Source organism: Curtobacterium sp. JUb34, from assembly GCF_003755065.1.
GTDB lineage: Bacteria > Actinomycetota > Actinomycetes > Actinomycetales > Microbacteriaceae > Curtobacterium.
The window spans coordinates 176,654-197,213 of sequence record NZ_RJVH01000005.1 but is presented as its reverse complement, the minus strand read 5'-3'; the positions used below and the strand labels follow the sequence as shown (position 1 = coordinate 197,213).

General features: G+C 71.9%; 22 protein-coding genes. 8 read left to right on the top strand and 14 right to left on the bottom strand.

The genetic code is table 11. From position 1 onward, the window contains the following. Nucleotides 1-25: 25 nt before the first annotated feature. From EDF63_RS17475 to EDF63_RS17455, 5 genes are all read right to left on the bottom strand, one after another. A complete protein-coding gene (locus EDF63_RS17475; protein WP_260233160.1) occupies nt 26-2,188 on the bottom strand; it encodes a glycosyltransferase family 39 protein in 2,163 nt (720 codons plus the stop codon). Between the two features lie 330 nt (nt 2,189-2,518). Then, nucleotides 2,519-3,331, bottom strand: a complete 813-nt coding sequence (locus tag EDF63_RS17470; RefSeq protein ID WP_123314261.1) for a fructosamine kinase family protein — start codon at nt 3,329-3,331, stop codon at nt 2,519-2,521. 45 nt (nt 3,332-3,376) lie between these two features. Continuing rightward, nucleotides 3,377-3,943, bottom strand: coding sequence for a putative toxin-antitoxin system toxin component, PIN family (locus tag EDF63_RS17465; protein WP_123314260.1), 567 nt, complete (start codon nt 3,941-3,943; stop codon nt 3,377-3,379). Nucleotides 3,944-3,971: 28 nt separating this feature from the next. Next, complete coding sequence (locus EDF63_RS17460) at nt 3,972-4,406, bottom strand: excisionase family DNA-binding protein (RefSeq protein WP_123314259.1); 435 nt, start codon at nt 4,404-4,406, stop codon at nt 3,972-3,974. 74 nt (nt 4,407-4,480) lie between these two features. Then, nucleotides 4,481-5,329 carry a LysR family transcriptional regulator gene (locus tag EDF63_RS17455; RefSeq protein ID WP_123314258.1) on the bottom strand — a complete coding sequence of 283 codons (849 nt, stop codon included), beginning with the start codon at nt 5,327-5,329 and terminating at the stop codon, nt 4,481-4,483. A 71-nt stretch (nt 5,330-5,400) separates the two neighbouring features. On the opposite strand from EDF63_RS17455, the gene EDF63_RS17450 reads away from it, so the two are divergent. Continuing rightward, nucleotides 5,401-6,324 (top strand): DMT family transporter, encoded by a 924-nt coding sequence (locus EDF63_RS17450; protein WP_123314257.1) that lies wholly within the window; start codon nt 5,401-5,403, stop codon nt 6,322-6,324. Next, nucleotides 6,321-7,190 (top strand): UbiA family prenyltransferase, encoded by an 870-nt coding sequence (locus tag EDF63_RS17445; protein ID WP_185021501.1) that lies wholly within the window; start codon nt 6,321-6,323, stop codon nt 7,188-7,190. The genes EDF63_RS17450 and EDF63_RS17445 overlap by 4 nt, the downstream gene beginning before the upstream one ends. 49 nt (nt 7,191-7,239) lie before the next feature. Here EDF63_RS17445 and EDF63_RS17440 read toward each other — a convergent pair whose 3' ends face one another. Both EDF63_RS17440 and EDF63_RS17435 read right to left on the bottom strand, forming a co-directional pair. Further along, a complete protein-coding gene (locus EDF63_RS17440) occupies nt 7,240-8,421 on the bottom strand; it encodes an NAD(P)/FAD-dependent oxidoreductase (RefSeq protein ID WP_123314256.1) in 1,182 nt (393 codons plus the stop codon). Nucleotides 8,422-8,456: 35 nt separating this feature from the next. Further along, nucleotides 8,457-9,029, bottom strand: coding sequence for a TetR/AcrR family transcriptional regulator (locus EDF63_RS17435; protein WP_123314255.1), 573 nt, complete (start codon nt 9,027-9,029; stop codon nt 8,457-8,459). Between the two features lie 109 nt (nt 9,030-9,138). Between EDF63_RS17435 and EDF63_RS17430 the strand changes: the two genes are divergently transcribed. Continuing rightward, nucleotides 9,139-10,044, top strand: coding sequence for an SDR family oxidoreductase (locus EDF63_RS17430; protein WP_123314254.1), 906 nt, complete (start codon nt 9,139-9,141; stop codon nt 10,042-10,044). A 130-nt stretch (nt 10,045-10,174) separates the two neighbouring features. On the opposite strand, the gene EDF63_RS17425 is transcribed toward EDF63_RS17430, so the two are convergent. The 3 genes from EDF63_RS17425 to EDF63_RS17415 form a co-directional block, all read right to left on the bottom strand. Beyond that, nucleotides 10,175-11,473, bottom strand: coding sequence for an NAD(P)/FAD-dependent oxidoreductase (locus EDF63_RS17425; RefSeq protein WP_123314380.1), 1,299 nt, complete (start codon nt 11,471-11,473; stop codon nt 10,175-10,177). A 99-nt stretch (nt 11,474-11,572) separates the two neighbouring features. Next, nucleotides 11,573-12,121 (bottom strand): dihydrofolate reductase family protein, encoded by a 549-nt coding sequence (locus tag EDF63_RS17420; protein ID WP_123314253.1) that lies wholly within the window; start codon nt 12,119-12,121, stop codon nt 11,573-11,575. Nucleotides 12,122-12,140: 19 nt separating this feature from the next. After that, a complete protein-coding gene (locus tag EDF63_RS17415; RefSeq protein WP_123314252.1) occupies nt 12,141-12,509 on the bottom strand; it encodes a hypothetical protein in 369 nt (122 codons plus the stop codon). An 83-nt stretch (nt 12,510-12,592) separates the two neighbouring features. On the opposite strand from EDF63_RS17415, the gene EDF63_RS17410 reads away from it, so the two are divergent. Together EDF63_RS17410 and EDF63_RS17405 are read left to right on the top strand one after the other, a co-directional pair. Beyond that, nucleotides 12,593-13,366: an alpha/beta fold hydrolase gene (locus EDF63_RS17410; protein ID WP_148061828.1), complete on the top strand. Its 774-nt coding sequence runs from the start codon at nt 12,593-12,595 to the stop codon at nt 13,364-13,366. Further along, complete coding sequence (locus EDF63_RS17405; protein WP_311316895.1) at nt 13,363-14,100, top strand: triacylglycerol lipase; 738 nt, start codon at nt 13,363-13,365, stop codon at nt 14,098-14,100. Before EDF63_RS17410 ends, EDF63_RS17405 begins: the two co-directional genes overlap by 4 nt. Nucleotides 14,101-14,203: 103 nt before the next feature. Here EDF63_RS17405 and EDF63_RS17400 read toward each other — a convergent pair whose 3' ends face one another. Further along, nucleotides 14,204-14,590 carry a VOC family protein gene (locus EDF63_RS17400; RefSeq protein WP_260233159.1) on the bottom strand — a complete coding sequence of 129 codons (387 nt, stop codon included), beginning with the start codon at nt 14,588-14,590 and terminating at the stop codon, nt 14,204-14,206. A 36-nt stretch (nt 14,591-14,626) separates the two neighbouring features. Then, complete coding sequence (locus EDF63_RS17395) at nt 14,627-15,634, bottom strand: LacI family DNA-binding transcriptional regulator (RefSeq protein WP_123314377.1); 1,008 nt, start codon at nt 15,632-15,634, stop codon at nt 14,627-14,629. A 164-nt stretch (nt 15,635-15,798) separates the two neighbouring features. On the opposite strand from EDF63_RS17395, the gene EDF63_RS17390 reads away from it, so the two are divergent. The 3 genes from EDF63_RS17390 to EDF63_RS17380 are packed head-to-tail and all read left to right on the top strand — an operon-like array spanning nt 15,799 to nt 19,350. Beyond that, the gene (locus tag EDF63_RS17390; RefSeq protein ID WP_260233158.1) at nt 15,799-16,788 is read left to right on the top strand and encodes a sugar ABC transporter permease; all 990 of its coding nucleotides are present in this window, start codon (nt 15,799-15,801) and stop codon (nt 16,786-16,788) included. After that, entirely contained in the window at nt 16,785-17,711 is a 927-nt protein-coding gene (locus EDF63_RS17385; RefSeq protein WP_123314250.1) for a carbohydrate ABC transporter permease, read from the top strand. The genes EDF63_RS17390 and EDF63_RS17385 overlap by 4 nt, the downstream gene beginning before the upstream one ends. A 4-nt stretch (nt 17,712-17,715) precedes the next feature. Continuing rightward, entirely contained in the window at nt 17,716-19,350 is a 1,635-nt protein-coding gene (locus EDF63_RS17380; RefSeq protein ID WP_123314249.1) for an extracellular solute-binding protein, read from the top strand. A 108-nt stretch (nt 19,351-19,458) separates the two neighbouring features. Here the strand turns inward: EDF63_RS17380 and EDF63_RS17375 are convergent, their stop codons facing one another. After that, entirely contained in the window at nt 19,459-20,112 is a 654-nt protein-coding gene (locus tag EDF63_RS17375; protein WP_123314248.1) for a CatA-like O-acetyltransferase, read from the bottom strand. Between the two features lie 61 nt (nt 20,113-20,173). Continuing rightward, the gene (locus EDF63_RS17370) at nt 20,174-20,542 is read right to left on the bottom strand and encodes a VOC family protein (protein WP_123314247.1); all 369 of its coding nucleotides are present in this window, start codon (nt 20,540-20,542) and stop codon (nt 20,174-20,176) included. Nucleotides 20,543-20,560 lie beyond the last annotated feature (18 nt).

Sequence of the window (20,560 nt, the reverse complement as noted above, 5' to 3'; positions counted from 1 at the left end):
CTATCCACCGCGCCCTCGTCGTCGATCACTTCGTGGTGCTCAGGTCGTAGACGGTCTGCCCGCCGACCGTGGTGGACTCGTAGTTCGCCGCGACCCACTCCTGGATGGCCGACGCCGTGGACGATCCGCCGCCCATGCCGCCGCCACCGGAGCCGGACGAGACGTAGTACCCGATGTCACCGTCGGCGACGTACGCCTTGAACTGCGCGAGCGTCGGTGCCGGGTCGCTCGACCAGCCGCCGATCGCCATCACGGCGGTGTCGGTGTCGAGTTCGAGCTGCGCCGCCGACTGCGAGCCGTTCACCGCGGCCGCCCACTTCGCGTCGGACGCCTCGAGCAGCTCCTGCAGGGCGGAGGAGGTCGACGCACCCTCGCCACCACCCCCGGCCTGGAGGCCCGTCCCCGACCCGCCCTCGGAGGTCGCGTCGTCCGTGTCGTCCTGACCACTGCCCGGTGCCGTGCCGGACGTGCCGTCCGGCATCTCCGGCGCCTCGCCGGAGGCACCCTCCGGCGGGGTCCCGCCGGGACCCTGCTGGGAGCCGTCGCCGGCGGTGGAGTCGTCGCTGTCGGAACCGGCGGCCGAACCGCCGGGTCCACCCGTGCCTCCCGGCATGCCGCCGGTGCCACCGCCGCCCATCCCGCCGGAGCCGCTGCCCGCCGGACCGACGCTCGGGATCGAACCGGAGTGCGCGACGGTCGTCGTGGCGAGGGCGTAGGCGGTGGTGCCGGACAGCCCGAACAGGGTGCCGGCGAGGACGCCGATCGTGACGAGCCTGCGCAGCGACGGCACGCTGCCGATGACGACCAGCGCTGCGGACAGCAGGCCCCCGGCGAGCATCACCCAGCGCAGCCACGGCAGCCAGGTCGGGTTCTCGTTGAGCAGGCACCAACCCCAGAAGGCCGTGGTGCCGATCATGGCGGCCAGGCCGATCCGGCCGACGAACCGCGCTCGTGCGTGCCAGAGCAGCGCGCCGCCGGTGCCGACGAGCCCGGCGATCGCCGGGGCCAACGCGACCGTGTAGTACGGGTGGATCGTGCCGGACATGTACGAGAAGACGAGTCCGGTGACCAGGAGCCAGCCGCCCCACAAGACCAGCCCGGCGCGTGCGGGATCAGCCAGGCGCCGACGGCCGACGACGACCAGGCCGACGACCAGCGCGATGAGCGCCGCGGGCAGGAGCCACGAGGTCTCGAGCCCCATCTCGGACGAGAACAGTCGGTTCAGGCCCGTCGAGCCACCGAACGAGCCGCCCGCGGTGCCACCGGTCATGCCGCCGCCCCCGCCTCCGCCGCCGTTGCCCGAGCCGCCGAAGATCCGACCGAGGCCGTTGTAGCCGAACACCAGGTCGAGGACGGTGTTGTCCGTCGAACCGCCGATGTACGGGCGGGACTCCGCGGGCCACAGCCACACGGCGACGACCCACCAGCCGGCGGCGACCACGAGGGAACCCGCGGCGATGAGCAGACCGACCACGCGCCGGACCCATCCGGTGCGGGCGGCGAAGAGGTAGACCAGGCCGAAGGCCGGCAGGACGAGCAGGCCCTGCAGCATCTTCGTCAGGAACGCGAAGCCGAGGGCGACCCCGGCCAGGGCGATCCACTTCCAGCTGCCCCGGGGCAGGGCACGCACGGTGCAGTACGCGCCGGCGGTCATCAGGAACACGAGCAACGCGTCCGGGTTGTCGAACCGGAACATCAGGGCCGCCGCCGGGGTCGCCGCCACGACGAAGCCGGCGAGCAGCGCACCGACGTTCGCGGTCGTGGTGCCGACGCGGGCGAGGGTGCGGCGGACCGTGCCCCAGACCAGGGCGACGGAACCGACGGCCATGAGCGCCTGGGGGAGCAGCAGGCTGAAGCTCGAGAAGCCGAGCAACCGGGCCGACAACACCATCACCCAGAGCGACGCCGGGGGCTTGTCGACCGTGATGAAGTTCGACGAGTCGAGGGAGCCGAAGAAGAACGCCTCCCACGACTTCGTGCCAGCCTGCACGGCGGCGGCGTAGAAGCTGTTGGCGTACCCCGAGACGCTGAGGTCCCAGAGGTACACCACGGCGGTCACGGCGAGGAGCGCCCAGAACGCCGGCCGGAGCCAGCGGGCGTCCTCGCGCTCGCCGAGGAACAGGCGGGCGAGCGGCTTGCGGCGCCGATCCTGCGCGTCGGTCTGCGCGGAGCCCGTTCGGTCGGTCACGGGTATCGGGTACGTGGTCATGTCGATGAGCATCCGGGGCGTTCCCCGAGCGCGGCACTGCGCCGGCTGTGTGCTGCCTAAGGACGCACGGTGCGAGGTTGGCTGACTCGGCGCCGGCGGGGCTGGCTGGGCTGGGGCGGCGCACGGTGCGCTATCGGCCGGCCCGTGCCGGGTTGCCTGCCCGGTGCGCGGTTGTGGCGCTGCACGGAGCGGGCAACCTCGCACGGAGTGAGCGAGCGCGCACGGTGCGGCGCCGGTCCCCGGGCGAGCAACCTCGCACCGTTCGGCCGCGACCCGCGCACGGTGCCGCGCCCCCCGCACCGTGCGCGGTCAGGCGTACCGCTGCGCAGCGTGCAGAGCCGCCCCCGTGTACGAGCCGCCGAACAGGAACACGTGCAGCAGCAGCGGCGCGAGCTGGTGCAACTCGACGCGCTCCTGCCAGCCGTCGGCGAGCCGCGACTCGCGGTCGTAGGCGGCGAGCACCGTCTCCAGCCGCGACAGCCCGAAGAGTCCGAGGAGCGCCAGGTCCGTCTCCGCGTGCCCGCCGTGCGCGATCGGGTCGATGAGCACCGCCCCGGTCGGTTCGGACGAGTCCGTCGGCCAGAGCACGTTGCCCGCCCACAGGTCGCCGTGCAGCCGTGCAGGACGGTCCCCGACGAGCGCCGGCTGCGGGGACCCGAGTGTGCCGTCCTGCACCCGGTCGGCGACCCGGTCGAACACCGCGGCCTGGGCGTGGTCAAACCCGCCGGCGTCGACGATGCGACGGACGAAGTCGCGGATCCGGTACTGCGCGAAGAACTCGCCCCACGTGGCCGGTGCGTGTGCGGCGTCGACGAACGGGGTGCGGGAGCGTCCCATCCGCAGTGGGGCCCCCTTCGTCCAGCCGGCGGGCGGCGCGCCCCAGTGGTCGGCGCCGGCGGCGTGGGTGTGCGCGAGGGAGCGGCCGAAGCGCTCGGCCTGCGCAGCGGTGGGGGAGCCGTCGGAGATCAGCTCGAGGTCCAGCACGGTCGGGCTCGGTCGGCCCAGCACCCGCGCGGTCCTCGTGCCGCCCGCGTCCTCTGCGTCGGCGAGCCACCGGAGTCCGGCGGCTTCGGCTGCCGCTTCGTCCGGGGTGGTGAAGGTCTTCACGTGCGTCTCGGCCATCGGTCCATCCTGCCGACGGGTCGTCGACGTCCGTTCAGCGCACGGTCATCCGGCGAGGAATCGCAGATGTCGTTCCACCCGCCCGGCGAACGTCGGGCAATCAGCGTCGCGGAGTGCCCCGGGCAGACTCTTCCGTGCGCCGCGGGGACGGCTGGACCAGTACCGCGCCTGCTCGCGCACGACGTCGCGCACGATCCACGGCGCCGAGTCGTCGACCAGGCTGAAGAACTCGTCACAGCGGTACACCTCGTACATCGCTGCATCCGTCGCGCGGAGACCACGGTCCTGCGTGAGGAGGACGTGCGCCCCGCAGGCGATCGCGGCGGCGTGCACGTGCCGGTCGTCGGGATCGGTTCCGTGGTACTCGACCGTGGCGTCGAAGTCGTCGACGAGCTCGTCGACGGAGGTGAGGATCGCTGCTCGCAGCCGGGAGACGGCCGACCCGGGCCGGTCGGGGTGCAGTCGACGGAGGGTGTGCGTGGTCTCGGCCAGCACGTCCTCGGTCGTGTGGAGCTGGAACATCCCGTCCGTGTGCAGTCGGAGCAGGCACGTCCAGTCTCGCAACGTCCGGCTACAGAAGACGTTCGCATCGACGAAGACTCGCTGAAGCATCACATATCAAGCCTAGTGCGGCCGGGTGTCAGTCGAAGGCCTCACCGGACTCGAGCAGTTCGCGAGCTGCCGCTGCGCGGGCGACCTGTCGTGTGTCTCGGGCTGCGAGGACGTCCGCGCGCCGGAGCCGGTGGTGGGTCCCGACGGTGTGTGCAGCGATCTCACCTCGGCCGATGGCCTTCATCAAGGTGGGCCGTGAGATCCCGATGACGTCGGCGGCGACGGTCGTCGTCATCTCGTCGGGGAGGATGCTCGTCGAGACGCCTGCCCCGTCGGCCATGCTGCGGACGAGGTTCGCGACGAATCCCCCGAGTCGCTCCGGGAGTACGAGTTCCGTGCCGTCGTCGAGGTGGAGCTCGACGGTCGCGACCTGTCGATCGCCAGCGCGCTCGACGATGTCGACGGCCTCGGCGCGAGCGACCTCGTCGACGCGGAGGGGCCGTGGTGTCGTCGTCTGGCGCATCGGATCTCCGTCTCGCGTCCGTTGGTGGGCAACTGGCTCAACGGTACCGGGGTTGCACTTGCAAGTGCAACCCGTCAGACCGCGTCGACCAACGCCCTCGCCAACGGGTGCCAGTCCCGCGACGACGGCCCGCTCAGCACCAGGGTCCGCTCGAGCCGCCTGGCCATCGGGATCATCACGAGGTCCGGCGGCAGCATCACCCGGCCGAGCGTCGGGACGATCGACACCCCCTCGCCCCGTTCGATCATCCCGAACATGGTGCTCATCTCCCGCACCCGGTGGGCGTAGCGGAAGGGGCGTCCGTCGAGCTCGTGCAGCTTCTGGATCTGGTACTCGCACCCGCCGCCGCCCGCGACCAGGCCGTCCTCGTGCAGGTCGTCGAGCGTGAGGGCGGGCAGCTCGGCGAGCGGGTGGTCGCGCCGGACGACCGCGGCCATCTCGTCCCGGGCGACGACCACGCCGCCGGCCGGCAGCGGGGAGGGGTCGACGAGCACGGCGGCGTCCACGGTCCCGCTCTCCAGCCACTCGGGCATCTCGTCGTCGTCGCCCTCGTAGACCTGCACGTCGACGTCGGGCACCGTCACCGCCCACAGTTCGCGGAGCCGCGGCAGCAGGCCCTGGCAGACGGTGGGGACGGCCGCGAGGCGCACGGTGCCGCGCGCCGTGGCGGGCCGGACCACCGCCTCCAGGGCGTCGACCGAGGCGAGCACGTTGCGGGCGTGGGCCAGCAGGCGGTCACCGAGGGGGGTCGGGACCGCGACCGCACCACGACGGACGACCGGCCCGCCGACCTCGCGTTCGAGCCCGGCGACGGCGTGCGAGACGGCGGACTGCCCCACGCCGAGCACGGATGCTGCGGACGTGAACGACCCGGCGTCGAGCGTCGCGACGAACGCACGGAGCTGGGGGACCGAGACGGGCATGCGTGCTCCTCATGAGGGTATGAACCACATGCGTTTGCCGCATGTGCGGGAGTGGTTCGACACTAGGCCACATGAACGCCCTCCTCTACGGTCTCGTCGCCCTCACCTGGGGCTCGAGCTTCCTGTTCGCGAAGATCGGCCTCGACGGGCTCGCACCGCAGCAGGTCGCCACCGTGCGGACCGTGCTTGGGGGCGTGACGCTCGTCGTCCTGCTGCTCGCGACCCGTCGGCGCTGGCCGCGGGAGCTGCGTGTGTGGGCACACCTGGCGGTCGTCGCGTTCTTCCTGAACGCCCTGCCGTCGTCGCTGATGGCGTGGGCCGAGCAGACCGTGCCGTCCGGGCTCGCGAGCATCTACAACGCGACGACCCCGATCATGACGCTGGCCGCACTCGCGGTGCTCGTCCCGTCCGAACGGCTGCGGGGTCGGCAGGTGGCGGGCATCGTGGTCGGCATCGTCGGTGTGCTCGTGCTCGTCGGCCCGTGGGACCTGCTCGGCGACCCCGCGGTCCTGGCGAGCGTCCCGGGACAGGTGGCGCTGCTCGGCATGACCGCGTCCTACGGCATCGGACTCGCCTACCTCCGGCGCGTGGCGGTGGGCAGCGCCCACGACCCTGTCACGATCGCGACGGTGCAGCTCACGCTGGCATCGGGCATGCTCCTGCTGGTCGCGCCCGTCATCGCCACCGGCCCGGTCCAGCTGGACGGGAGGATCGTGGCAGCGATGGTCGCGCTCGGTTGCGTCGGCACGGGGCTGGCCTACGCATGGAACACGCGGCTGGTGCAGGCGTGGGGCGCCGGTCGGGCGTCGACGGTCACCTACCTGACGCCGGTGGTCGGGGTCGCGCTCGGCGTGCTCGTCCTCGGCGAGCGGGTCCGGTGGAACGAGCCCGTCGGCGGGCTGGTCGTGCTGCTCGGCATCGCGCTGGCCTCGGGGGTGTTCGGCCGCCGGAGTCTGCGCCGTCGCGCACGCCCCGCCCGTACGCTGGCCGGGTGACCGCCGGCCAGGACCCCCACGTGGTGCGACTGCTGTTCGCCTCGTCCCACCCCGGACCGACGGTCACGGTCACGGTGCTCGCCGCCGTGATCGCCGCCGCCGTCGGGCACCCGTTCTGGCTCGTGGCGCTGGTCGCGCTGACGGTGGTCGCCGGGCAACTGTCGATCGGCCTGGCGAACGACTGGATCGATGCCGACCGTGACCGCGCCGTGGGCCGGAGCGACAAGCCCGTCGCCCGCGGACTCATCGCCGTCGGGACGGTCCGCACGGCAGCGTTCGCGACGGCCGGAGCCGCGGTGGTCCTCTCGCTGTTCCTCGGCCCCGTCGCCGCCGTGGCACACCTCGTGCTCGTCGCCGCCGGGTGGGCCTACGACGCCGGGCTGAAGCGCACCGTGTGGTCCGTCGTGCCGTTCGTCGTCGCCTTCGGACTGCTGCCCGTGGTCGCGGTGTCCGCCGGTCCCGAGGGGCTGTGGCCGGCCTGGTGGGCGATCGCCACCGGCGCGGTGTTCGGTGTCGCGATCCACTGCACCAACGTCCTGCCGGACCTGGTCGACGACGCCGCCACCGGGGTCCGTGGGTTCCCGCACCGCCTCGGGCTCCGGGGTGCCGGGATCACGGCGTTCGGCTCGCTCGTGGTCGCAGCAGCCCTGGTGCTCGGCGGCCAGGTGCTCGGTGACGACCCGGTCCGTGGCGTCGGTGTCGTGCTCGCCGTGGTCGGGGCGGTCGTCGTGCTGGCGCTCGCCGTGGTGGGGGTCCGACTGGTGCTGGCGGGACGGGCGTCGCGGACCCTGTTCCGGCTCGTGATCGCGTCGTCCCTGGTGCTCGTCGTCGAGCTCGGCTTCGCCGGGGCGCGACTCGTCGCCTGACGCGCTTCCGCGCGGCTCGGACCGCGCCGCCCGGAGCCGACGCGAGCCGTCAGGCCCAGCGCATGGCGTAGAGCCGGGCCAGGCCGTGCGCGGTCGGCAGCGACAGGACGGTCCGGAGCAGCGCCTCCCGTCCGATGGTGGCGACGGCGCCGAGCGGACGACCGAGCCCCATGTTCGCCTCGGCCTGCCGGGCCGCGCGGCGGGCGGCTGCCTGGCGGCGGGCGGCGTAGCCGGGCCACGGTCCGGCCACACCCGTCCGGACGGCGCCGGCGAGCAACGGCGCGAGCTCGGCCGCGTCGAGCCAACCGAGGTTCATGCCCTGCCCGCCGATCGGGCTGATCTCGTGGGCGGCGTCGCCGACGAGCACCACCCGGCCGACCCCGACGCGGTCGGCGGCGCGACGCCGGACCCGGAACCCGCTGAGCATCGTGCACGTGGACGGATCCGGGGTGACGCCGGTGCGTGCCGTGACGATCGCGGCCAGTCGTGCGGCCGTCGCCGGGTCGGGCGCGACGCCGCTCGGGGCGAACGCGAGCGAGTCCGGTACGAGTGCGACGTACCGGCGTCGACCGTGCGGCAGGGGGAAGGACTCGACGACGCCGCAGGGTCCGACGTCCACCAGGGCGGCGGTCCGCGCGTCGGCGTCCTCGGGGTCGGCGAAGTCGCCCATCACGTAGCGGTCCGGGTAGTCGCGTCCGGTGGTGCCGATGCCGAGCAGGTCACGGACGACGCTCCTCGCGCCGTCGGCACCGACCACGAACGCAGCGCGCACGGCGACCGCTGTGCCGTCCGGGCCGCTGCCGACCGCGTCGACGTGGTCGCGGTGGCGGGTCAGGCCCGTCACCGTCGTCCCGGTGTGCAGCGCGGTCGGGTCCAGGTCGGCGAGCCGGTCCCGCAGCAGGGACTCGGTGCGGTGCTGGTCGAGCGTCGCGACGTACGGGTGGGTGTCCGAGGCGCGGTCGAACGTCAGCGTGCCGAGCGTCCGCCCACGGCTCCGGGCGACGCCGGTACGCACGAGGGTCGCCTCGGCGAGCACCGGGGCGTCGAGCCCGATCTCGGCGAAGGCGTCGAGGGACGGCGCGTGGATGCCGATGGCGCGGGACCCCTCGGGCGGACCGGGGCGGCGCTCCCACACCTGCACGGTGGCACCGCGGGTGGCCAGCAGCGCGGCGAGGAACAGGCCGACGGGACCGCCGCCGACCACGAGGACGTCGGTGCGCTCCGTGGTCACGGGCCGAGCCTACGGTCGGGTCGACCGCCGTGCACTCAGCGAGCGGGGTGCACCAGTGCCGTCAGGGCGTCGAGCCGCTCGTGCACGATCGCCGGGAAGGGGCGCTCCTCACCCGGGGCGATCCACTGTGCGAAGGACAGGTGGAACACCGTCACGGCGGTCTCGGCGGCCATGGTCGCCGCCGGTTCGGGGACGCCGCGCTCGCGCATGACCTCGCCCAGGCGTGCCTTCAGGGTGGCGAGCTTGCCGAGCTCCCGTTCGCCGAGCGCTGCGTTCGCGTCGATGATCGTCTGCCGGGCCCGTGACCACGACCGGCGGTCCTCGGGGAAGAACCCCGCGGCGGCGTCGAGGGCGCGGCCGACCAGGTCGAAGGGCGCTGTGTCGGCCGGTGCGGCCGCGATCGGATCCACGAACATCGCGAGGAAGTCGTCCTGGCCGGCGAACAGGACCTCGCGCTTGTCGGCGAAGTGCCGGAAGAAGGTGCGCTCGGTGACCTGGGCCTCGGCGGCGATCCGCGCGACCGTGGTGCCGTCGTAGCCCTCGGACGCGAAGAGCTGCAGCGCGACCGCCTGCAGTCGTTCACGCGTTCCGGGTTGCCAGCGAGCCATGCACAGAGTCTACTGATCAGGATGCGTTGATGACAGCGGCTGACATCGAGTGCTACGGTGATGTCAGTTCATGACATCACCGCCGTGGACACCTGCGAAAGGACCACTCATGCACGTGTTCGTCACCGGGGCCTCCGGCTGGATCGGCTCCCACACCGTCGACGACCTGCTCGCCGCCGGACACACCGTCACCGGTCTCGCCCGGTCCGACGCCTCAGCCGCAGCGCTCGAGGCGAAGGGCGGCACCGTCGTCCGGGGTGACCTCGACGACCTGGACGCCATCCGCCGCGGAGCCGCCGAGGCCGAGGGCGTCCTGCACCTCGCCAACAAGCACGACTGGGCGAACGCCGCCGCCACCAACGCCAGCGAGCGGGCCGCCGTCGAGACCATCGGTGCAGCGCTCGTCGGCACCGACCGCCCGTTCGTGCTCGCGTCCGGCGTCGCCGGGCTCGCCCAGGGCCGCCCCTCGACCGAAGCGGACGCCAACCCGTTCGTCGGGCCGGACAGCATGCGCGGCGGCAGCGAGAACCGCGGCTTCGACTTCGTCGACCAGGGAGTGCGCACGATCGCGGCCCGGTTCAGCCCCACCACCCACGGCACCGGTGACCACGGGTTCATCGCAGCGATCGTCGGGGCCGCTCGCACGACCGGAGTCTCGGGCTACGTGGGCGACGGCACCAACCGCTGGTCCGCCGTGCACGTCACCGACGCCGCACGGCTCGTCCGGCTCGGCCTCGAGCAGGCACCGGCCGGCACGCGGCTGCACGCCGTCGCCGAGACCGCGATCCCGACCCGCGCGATCGCCGAGGCCATCGGCGAGGTCCTCGGTCTGCCGGTGACCTCGATCGACCCGGCCGACGCGGACGCGCACTTCGGGTTCATCGGCCGGTTCTTCGGCATGGAGATGTCCGCAACGTCCGAGGCCACCCGGGAGCTCCTCGGATGGCAGCCGACCGGCCCCGGGCTGCTCGAGGACATCGCCGCCGGCGCCTACTCCGGCGTGCGGGTCGTGTAGGCGGCTGGGGCAGTACCGGCACCCGCGGATCGTGAGCAGGAATGGTCGGGTTCCGTCTCCGGACCCGACCCTTTCTGCTCACGAAGCGACCGCGGACGCCGCGAACGCCGCGAACGCCGCGAACGCCCTGCTACTCCGCCTTCTGCATCTGCCACGGGTCGGGCTCGCGGTCGCCGTTCGGGCGCACGGGGCGGACGTCACCGACGATCGGGATGGCACGCTTCCGCATGAACCACAGGTAACGGACGAAGAAGTGCGACAGGGTCGAGAGCCGGTTGCCGTTGCCGAGCAGCGACGCGATGTGCACCACGACCCACGCGGCCCAGGCGATCGGCCCGACCATGGTGATCCCGCCGCGCAGCTGGGCCACTGCGGCGTTCGTGCCGATCGTCGCCATCGTGCCCTTGTCGAAGTACTTGAAGTGCTCGGTGGGCTTGCCCTCGAGCAGGCGCTTGATCTGCTTCGCGACGTGCCGTCCACCCTGCAGCGCCGGCTGGGCCAGCTGCGCGAGGGCCTCGGACTGCGCCGCGATGTCGCCGGCCGAGAAGATCCGCTCGACACCGTTGACGCGCAGGTCGTCGCCCACCTGGATGCGTCCGCCGCTCGTCTGCGGCAGGCCCCAGCCGGAGACCTCCTTGTGGGCGGCGACGCCGGTTGCCCAGATGACCTGCGAGGCGGGGATGAACTCGCCGTCGGCCGTCATCACGCCGTCGGTCTTGACCTCGGAGACGCCGGTGTTCAGCCGGAGCACGACACCGCGCTTCCGCAGGACCTTGGCCGCGTACCGGCGCAGGCGCGGCGCGAACGGCTTGAGCAGCTCGCCGCTGCGGTGCACGAGGGTGATCGTGATGGCGCCCTTGTCGAGCTCGGGGTACGCGCCCTCGAGTGCCTGGTCGCGGAGCTCCGCGAGCGCTCCGGCCATCTCGACGCCGGTCGCACCGCCGCCGACGATGACGATCTTGATCTCGTCGGGGCCCTGGTTCGCAGCGGCCTCTTCCAGCCGGGTGAACAGCTCGTCGCGGATCCGCAGGGCCTGCGAGCGGGAGTACATCGAGTACGCGTACTCGTACGCGCCCGGGGTGCCGAAGTAGCTCGTGTTCACGCCGTTCGCCAGCACGAGGTAGTCGTAGTGCAGGTGCTCGCCGTCGGACATCTCGGCGATGCGTTCGTCGGTCCGGATGCCGGTGAGCAGGCCGTGCCGGAACTCGGCGTTGTCCTGCTTCGCCCGCAGGCTGCGCAGGAAGTACGTCACGTCGCCCGCGTTCAGCCCGCCCGTCGCCACCTGGTACATGAGGGGCTGGAACATGTTGTAGACGTGCCGGTCGACGAGCGTCACCCGGACCGGGGCGTCCGCCAGCTCGCGCATGGCAGCGACACCGGCGAATCCACCGCCGACGATGACGACGTGCGGGCGGGTGTCCTGGGGCATGCTGATCCGGCTTTCCTCGGTGAGTTGGTCACCCACGAGGGTACGCGCGCTCCGGAGCGCTCCGGTTCACTGCCGGACGGGAGGCACGGGTCGGCTCCGTCAGGCGTCGAGCCGTGCGTAGGTGCTCAGGACGTTCCCCTTGCTCGTCTTGGTGCTGTCGACCAGCCGCAGGCGCGTGGCCGGGTCGGTCGGCTCGAAGAGCTTCCGGCCGGATCCGGCGATCGCCGGGTGCACCATCAGCTGGAGCTCGTCCAGGAGTCCGGCGAACAGCAGGTGCCGGACGACGCTCACACTCCCGCACACGGCGATGTCGGCACCGTCACGTTCCCTGAGCTCGCGGACGAACGTGTCGAGGTCGCCCGGGATCCTGGTGGTGTTCTGCCAGGTCAGGTCGTCGCCCAGCGTCGTGGAGGCCACGTACTTCTCGATCGGGTTGATCCACTGACCGAAGCCGTCGTCCGGGTGCGCGGGCCACCACTCGGACCACTCGAGGTAGCTGTTCCTACCGAGCAGGACGGTGTCGGTGCGGGCCATGAACGCGCCCATCCCGGCCCCGAGCTCGTCGTCGAAGCTGTCGTACTGGAACTCGTACGGGTCCTGCACGACGCCGTCGACCGACGTGAACAGCCCTGCTGTCACCTTGCGCATGGCCGGAGCGTACTGCGGATCAGCTGCCGGTGCCGCCCGGGAACTGGTTCGTCCCACCGTTCGTGCCGGGCAGCTGCGTGGTCGACCGGGATTGGTCCCCGCCGATCGCGTGCCCGATGGCGAAGCCGATGCCACCGCCGACGAGCAGTGCGGCCAGCCCGATGATCGCCGCGAGGACCGGCCAGAACCACGGCGGCTTCGGGGCACTCGTGCGGTTCGTCGGTGCCGCGGTGCCGTACCAGGGGGTGGCGCCGTTCGGGGCGGGGGCGTCGAGGGTGGCCGTCGAGGTCGGCGTCGGGGCCGAACCCCAGCCGGCCGGAGCCGCTACCGGAGGGGTGCGGGTGGGGTCGCCCGGCGCGTGGCCGTTCGGGGGAGTGGTGTCGCTCATGGAAGGCAGTGCACACCCCGTGTCTATGTGTGGTCGATGACGCGCCTGACGCGGTGCTGCGAACCGCCGCGTACCCTCGGGTCGTGCGCGCCAAGGTGGAGACGATCCGGATCGACGGCCTGCCGGTGCGCCTCCACACCGCTGCGCCTGCAGGCCGGGTGCGGAGCGACCTCGACCCCACCGTCGTGCTGGTCCACGGCATCGGGATGTCGCACCGGTCGTTCGGCCGGTCGCAGCAGGCCATCGCGGCGACCCACCGCACCGTCAGCGTCGACCTGCCCGGCTTCGGCGGGCTCCCCGCTGCCGGCCGGACGCTGTCGATGGCCGAGCTCGGCGACCTGGTCGTCCGGGCCGTCCGTGCGCGGGGAGCGGAGGACCTCGTGCTCGTCGGACAGTCGATGGGCGCGCAGGTCGTGACCGAAGCAGCCCGGCGGCACCCGGGGGCCGTCGGCTCCGTGGTCCTGGTCAGTCCGGTGGTCCCGGTGGAGCGGCGGTCCCTGCCGTTGGTGGCGTCCGACCTGTTCCGTGACGGGACCGGCGAAGGACTCCGGATGAACGGGGTACTCGTCACCGACTACCTGCGGAGCGTCCGGCAGTACGTCCGCGAGCTGCGCCCGATGCTCCGGTACCGGCTGGAGGAGACGATCGCCGACGTGCACGGACCCGTCCTCGTCGTCCGGGGCAGCGACGACCCGATCGTCCGCCGCGACTGGGCCGTCGGCGTGGCGTCGCGCGCGCAGCGAGGGTCGTTCGTCGAACTCCCGGGGCCGCACCACCTGCAGGAGCGGCACCCCGTCGCGTTCGCCCGGCTCGTCGACGAGTTCCGCCGTGCCCAGACGCTGGAGGGCCTCCGATGACCGAGCCGACCACGTCCTCGACGGAAGCGACGGGCACGAGCCGACCCGTGCCTCCCGGCATCCCGCTGGTGCGACGCGCGACGTGGGCCGCACTCGACTGGTGGTACGCGATCACGTGGCAGGTGCGGAGCCTCGGACCCACCACCGCCGACGACTACCGGACCGGCGACGGGCAACCCGTCGTCGTGATCCCCGGCGTCTACGAGACCTGGCACTTCATGCGGCCGCTCATGGACGCCCTGCACGACCGCGGCCATCCCGTGCACGTGCTGCCGGTGCTGCGCCACAACCTGCGGCCGGTGCCGGTGTCGGCGCGCGACGTGTTCGCGTACCTCGAGGAGCACGACCTGCGGAACGTCCTCGTGCTCGCGCACAGCAAGGGCGGGCTCATCGGGAAGTACGCGATGACCCAGCTCGACGACCACGGCCGCATCGACCGCATGGTCGCGGTGTCGACGCCGTTCGCCGGGTCCGGCTACGCGCGGCTCGCTCCGGTGCGGCACCTCCGGGTGTTCCGGGCCGCCGACCCCGTGCTGGCGGGACTGGCGCGGGAACTCGACGCGAACGCTCGCATCACGTCGGTCTACGGGGTGTTCGACACGCTCATCCCCGAGGGCAGCGAGCTGTCGGGGGCGACGAACGTGCGGCTGCCGGTCGGCGGGCACTTCCGGATCCTCGGCGATGCCCGCACGTGCGCCGCGGTGCTGGCGGCGGCCGACCCCGGCCTGTCCTGAGGTTCCGAAATCTCGGCATGTCGGCGCTCGGATCGCCGCAGTTCGGAACCTCGGCGGCGATCATCCGGCGTGTTGTGGAACCTCGAGACGTGGCCAGCCGGTGTCAGGCCCCGGGCAGGAACAGGCAGAACGGGTGCCCGTCGGGGTCGAGCAGCACCCGGACGTCGTCCTGCGGTTGGAACGCGGCCTGCGTGGCACCGAGTTCCTCGGCACGGACGACGGCAGCCGGCAGGTCCTCCACCTGGAAGTCGAGGTGCAGCTGCATGCCGGGGGCGTCCGCGGTGCCGGGCCAGGTCGGGGCGACGTACTCGGGCTCGAACTGCACGGACAGGCCGGGGCCGTCGGCGGGACGGATCCGGGCCCAGGTCGGGCCGTCCTCGTACACGGTCCACCCGGTCAGGGCGCCGTAGAACCGGGCGAGCGCGATCGGCTGCGGGGACTGCAGGACGGTGGCGGCGAGCGTCGGCATCGAGGCGTCTTCGCTGGTCATGCCGCGCAGCGTACGCCGAGCAGCGGTCGGAGCTGTTCAGCGGTCGGCGACGCTCGCACGCTCGACGATGCGGTGCGGCACCACGACCGTCTCCGGCGGCAGGTCCCGGTCCTCGATCCGCCGGGTGAGCAGGTCGAGCGCCGCCGTCGCGAACGCCCGCCGGTCGAACGACACCGTGCTGAGCGCGGGGATCGCGTACGCCGCTCCGTCGATGTCGTCGAACCCCATGACGCTGACGTCCTCGGGAACGCGGACACCCCGGGCCGCCAGGACGTGCAGCACGCCGAAGGCGATCGAGTCCGTGAACGCGAACACGGCGTCGGGCAGCGGGTGCTCGTCGAGCCAGGTCGCGAAGGCCGTCGCCGCCGAACTCGTCGTCCAGGACGGCAGCGGTACCCGCAGCGCGGGGTCCGGTTCGATCCCGGCGCTCGCGAGCGCGGCGAGGTACCCGCGCTCCCGCAGCTCGCTCGTGGCGGTGGCCTCGGACGCGCGGGCGGCACCGACGATCGCGATCCTGCGGTGGCCGCGGGACACCAGGTGGGCGGTGACCTGCTCGGCGGCGGCCCGGCTGTCGACGTGCACCTGGTCGACGTGCTCGGGTTCGACCTCGCCGATCACGACGGTCGGCGGCAGCCCCTCGGTCGACGCCAGGACGCTCGCGCTGAGTGACACCGGGTTGAGCACGAGCCCGTCGACGAGGTGGGCGCGTGCCCGTGAGACCAGCTCGCGCTCGCGGGCCGGGTCGCTGCCGGTCTGGTCGAGCTGGACGACCCACCCCCGCTCGCGCGCGAGTTCGACGAACCACTGCGCGAGCTCGGCGGAGTAGGCGCTGCCCATCTCCGGCAGCGTGAGGGCGATCGCCCCGGACCGGCCGTTCCGCAGCCCGCGGGCGGACAGGTTCGGCACGTAGTCGAGCTCGGCGACGGCACGCTCGACCCGCTCGCGGGTCTCGGGGCGCACCACCACGCCGCCGTTGATGACGTTGGAGACGGTCTTCGGCGACACCCCGGCGAGGGTGGCCACGTCCCGCACGGTTGCGCGCATCGGGATGAGCGTAGCGCGGGCGGTCGCCGGTGGCGTCGTGTCGTTGAGCTGCGGGTGTGCGCTCACTGGAGCGTTACAACGATGGAAAAGTTTGGCAACGGATTGCCACCGTGTTGCCCCGCACGCCAGGGTCGCTGCAGGAATCCAACGGAGGAGGCCACCGAGTGACGAAGCTCGACGACCGCGCGACGACCACCGCGCACACCGCACCGCCGCCGCACCCCGGGCTCCGGCGGCGCACGACCTGGCAGCGGATCCGGCGCGATCGAGTGCTGTTGCTGATGGGCCTGCCGGGCGTCGCCCTGTTGCTCGGGTTCCACTACCTACCCCTGCTCGGCAACCTCATCGCCTTCCAGGAGTACCTGCCCTTCGTCCCGCTCGGGCGCAGCCCGTGGGTCGGGGTCGAGAACTTCGCGGTGATCTTCGACGGCGATCCGGAGTTCCTCGGGGCGCTCCGGAACACCCTCGTGATCACGCTCGTGCAGGTCGTGTTCGTGTTCCCGGCGCCGATCATCCTGGCGCTCATGCTCAACTCGCTGCTGTCCGAGCGGATCAAGCAAGTCGTGCAGTCGATCCTGTACCTGCCGCACTTCCTGTCGTGGGTGATCGTCGTCGCGGTGTTCCAGCAGATCCTCGGCGGCTCCGGGCTCGTGAACAACGCGATCCGGGCGGCGGGTGGCGACGCGATCGACTTCCTCGGCAACCCGAACGGCTTCATCGCGCTGCTCACCAGCCAGGTGATCTGGAAGGACACCGGCTGGGCGACGATCCTGTTCCTCGCCGTGCTCTCCCAGATCGACTCGAGCCTGTACGAGGCGGCGAAGATGGACGGCGCCTCGCGCTGGCGGCAGCTCTGGCACGTCACCCTGCCCGGCATGCGCGGCATCATCATCCTGCTGCTCATCCTCCGGCTCGGCGACTCGCTCACCGTCGGGTTCGAGCAGATCCTCCTGCAGCAGGCCGCGGTCGGTCGAGCGGCCAGTGAGGTCCTCGACACCTACGTCTACAACAACGGCGTGCTCGGCGGACAGTGGGGCGTCGCCGCGGCCGTCGGACTCGTCAAGGGCGTCGTCGGAGTCCTGCTCGTCCTCGGCGCCAACAAGCTCGCGCACGTCTTCGGCGAAGCGGGCGTCTACCAGAAGGAGTCGCGATGAGCGCCACCCGGAGCGTGACCGTGCCCGCGGGGGCCGCCCGGAAGCACCGCCCGCTGGACGCCCCGCCGCTGCCCGGACGGCTGCTGACCGGGTTCGTCCTGCTCGTGATCTGCCTCGTCGTCCTGCTGCCGTTCCTCGGCATCGTCTCGACGAGCGTCGCGCCGTCCAGCCAGGTCAACGGTGCCGGGGGCTTCGTGATGTGGCCGACCGGGCTCGACTTCAGCGCCTACGAGAGCATCTTCGCCGGCGGCGTCGTCACCCGGGCACTGCTCGTGAGCGTCGGCATCACCACGGTCGGCACCCTGATCAGCCTGTTCGTCACCGCGATGCTCGCGTACGCGCTGAGCCGGCCGGGGTCGTACGGACACGGGGTGGTCCTGAGCCTCGTGCTCGTCAGCCTGCTGTTCGCGCCGGGGCTCATCCCGAACTACCTCGTCGTCAAGCAGTTCGGGCTGCTCGACTCGTACTGGGCGCTCATCCTGCCCACGGCGCTCAGCGCGTTCAACGTGATCGTGATGCGCTCGTTCTTCATGGCGATCCCGCGAGAGCTCATCGAGAGCGCCCGCATTGACGGCGCCGGCGACTTCGGCGTCTTCCTGCGGATCGTGCTCCCGCTGTCGAAGGCCGTCCTGGCGGTCATCGGCCTGTTCTACGCGGTCGGGTACTGGAACGCCTTCTTCAACGCCCTGCTCTACATCAACGACACCGCGAAGTGGCCCCTGCAACTCGTGCTGCGCACCTACGTCATCAACAACGCGCAGCTCGGCGGCGCCGACCTCGGCACGAGTTCCGACGCGCTGCCCCCGCAGGCGTCGATCCAGATGGCGATCCTCGTCGTCTCGATCGTCCCCATCCTCATCCTCTACCCGTTCCTGCAGCGGCACTTCGCCAAGGGTGTCCTGACCGGCGCCGTGAAGGGCTGACACCATGACGACCAACGCACCACGGGGCATCACCCGCCGCGGCCTCATCGCTGGCGGTCTCGGGATCGCGGCCACGGGCCTCCTGGCCGGTTGTGACACCGTCACCCGCTCCACCGACGTCAAGGCGATCAACCGGGCCGTGACGCTGCCGGACTACGTGCCGTGGGCCGGCGGACCGGACCCGGTGCTCCCGAAGACCAGCGCGCTCATGCCGTCCGCGTTCCGACGCATCCCGTCGGACCTGGTGCCGACGGACCGGGTGCCCGGCGACGGGTCGACGCTGCACGGCAGCGTCCCGACGAACTCGCCCGTCCCACCGTCGAAGGGCAGCAACCCGTACTGGCAGGGCCTCGACGAGCGGATGGGCGTCGACCTCGACCTGACGATCACCCCGAACGCCGACTGGGGCAACAAGTTCGCCACGCAGGTCGCGGGCGACACCCTCGGCGACGTGTTCACGGTGTTCGGGACGTTCTCGTACCTGCCGCAGTTCCTCGAGGCGAAGGCGGCGAACCTCACCGAGATCCTCTCCGGCAGCGGCGTCCGGGACTACCCGTACCTGGCCAACCTGCCCACCGCGTCCTGGCGCGGCACCGTGTTCTCGGGTGGCATCTACGGTGTCCCCGTGCCCCGCGGGCCCCTGACCACCGGTGTGCTGCACCGACGGCAGGACCTGTTCGAGCAGCTCGGCGTCGACCCGTCCTTCCGTGACCTCGACGAGTTCGAGGCGCTCTGCCGCGAGGTCTCCGACCCGCAGCGCAACCGCTGGGCGCTGGGCTCCGTGCCGACCAACATCCTCGCGTCGATGTTCGGTGTGCCCAACCAGTGGGACGAGCAGGGCGGCCGCCTGACCCACATGTACGAGGTCGACGCGTACCAGGACATGCTCGAGGCCTCGCGGAAGCTCCTCGCCGACGGCCTCGTCCACCCGGACAGCGTCACCGCCTACAACGGCAAGGTGTGGTTCGTGCAGGGCTCGGCGCTGATGCTCCAGGACAGCTACAGCGCGATCCCCGGCCTGCTGCAGCAGGCCGAGCCCGCCAGCGGGTTCCGCATGACCATGGCGCCGTTCGTCGGACCGGGCGGCGCGAAGCCGAAACCGTGGCTCGGGGACCCGAACAACGCGATCACCGCACTCGCGGCCGGGCCCGAGGAGCGCATCCGCATGCTGCTCGGCGTGTTGAACTGGTGTGCGTCGCCGTTCGGGACCGAGGCCTGGATGTACCGGAAGTTCGGCATCGAGGGCCGGGACTTCGACTTCCGCGACGGCGCCCCCGTCCTCACCAAGACGGGCAACAGCGAGACCGCGCTCGGCGAGTTCCCGCTGCAGTACTTCACGGAGTGCCCGCTGCCGCTCTTCTACTCGGGAGCCCCGGAGATGACGGACGTCGTCTACGAGTCGCTGTCCTCGTGGTTGGACGACGGGATCACGAACCCCACCTACGGGCTCTACTCGCCGACGAACTCCACCAAGGGACCGGCCATCGGGACCTACGCCACGAGTGCGATCAACGACGTGCTGCTCGGCCGAGCGCCGGTGTCGGGGTGGAAGGCCGTCGTGCGCGACTGGCGCCGCCGGGGCGGCGACGCGATGCGGCGCGAGTTCGAGCAGGCGTTGGAGGCGCGCGCGGGCGCGTGACGCCGTCGTCTCGGCGACATGACGGCGTCTTGCGTGGCCCTGGACTCGGGGCGATCGGACGGGAGGCCCGTGGCGGGGTCCGCCACGGGCCTCCCGTCCGCTCCGCGGTCACGCCAACCACGACGGGTGGGCGAACAGGTCCTCGAGCTCCTGGACCAACCGCGAGGTGTGGAAACCATCGGCCGCCGCGTGGTTGATCTGCAGCGCCATCGGCATCAGCGTGCGGTCGCCCTCGGTCCGGTAGCGCCCGAGCGTGACGATCGGCAACAGGTGGTCGTACCCGTCGCGGACGTGCAGCGCGAACCCCGTGAACGACGTGCGGGGGAAGGTGGAGACGTCGAACACGTTCCGGGGCCGGTCGTCCTGCGGGAACATCCGGACGTCGTCCCGGTACCGATCCATCGTGTCGACTGCGGCGGCGTGGAACCGCCCGAAGTCATCGTCGTAGGGCACGACCAACGCCGAGAAGGTCTCCGTGTCCGGGTGGAACACCGTGAACATCGGGTGCACGACGTCCCAGACGCCGGGGGAGCCGTCGTCGAGCAGCTGCATCCGGAACTCGGCATGACGGTTGACCACGGTCGCGATCGCCCAGATCTGCGACGCGTAGGTCTTCGCCGCGCTCGTGCGGACCGCCGCGACGAACGCCGTGACGTCGACGTCGACGGTCACCTCGTAGGAGCACTGCACACGCTGGCGGTAGTGCTCGAAGTGCTCGCGGCGGGGCCAGGTGTCCAGGTCGATCGGTCGGAGTTCCGTCATGGGGCCAGCATGGACGTGGTGCGGGCCCTGCGACGGTCGGCATGCCGACGCTCGAACGGGTTCAGTCGTTCGGGCGGATGAGGCAGAACGGGTGGCCCGCCGGGTCGAGGTACACGCGGAACGTCTCGGTCGCCGATCCCGTCGCGGTCGCACCGATGGCCAGGACCGCGGCCTCGCCGTCGTCGAGGTCCTCGACCTTCACGTCGAGGTGGCTCTGCTGCGGGACGAGCTGCCCGGGCCACTCCGGGGCGCGGTAGTCCTCGACCTGCTGGAACGCCAGGAGCGGCCGCTGGTCGGTGAAGGGGAGCGCGACCTCGGCCCAGTCCTCGTCGAAGCCGACGATCTCGCCACCGAGCAGCTCCGCGTAGAAGCGGGCCAGGCCGCGAGGGTCTGCGCAGTCCAGGACGACCATGTCGAGTGTGCCGATCATGGCCGTCAGGGTAGACCG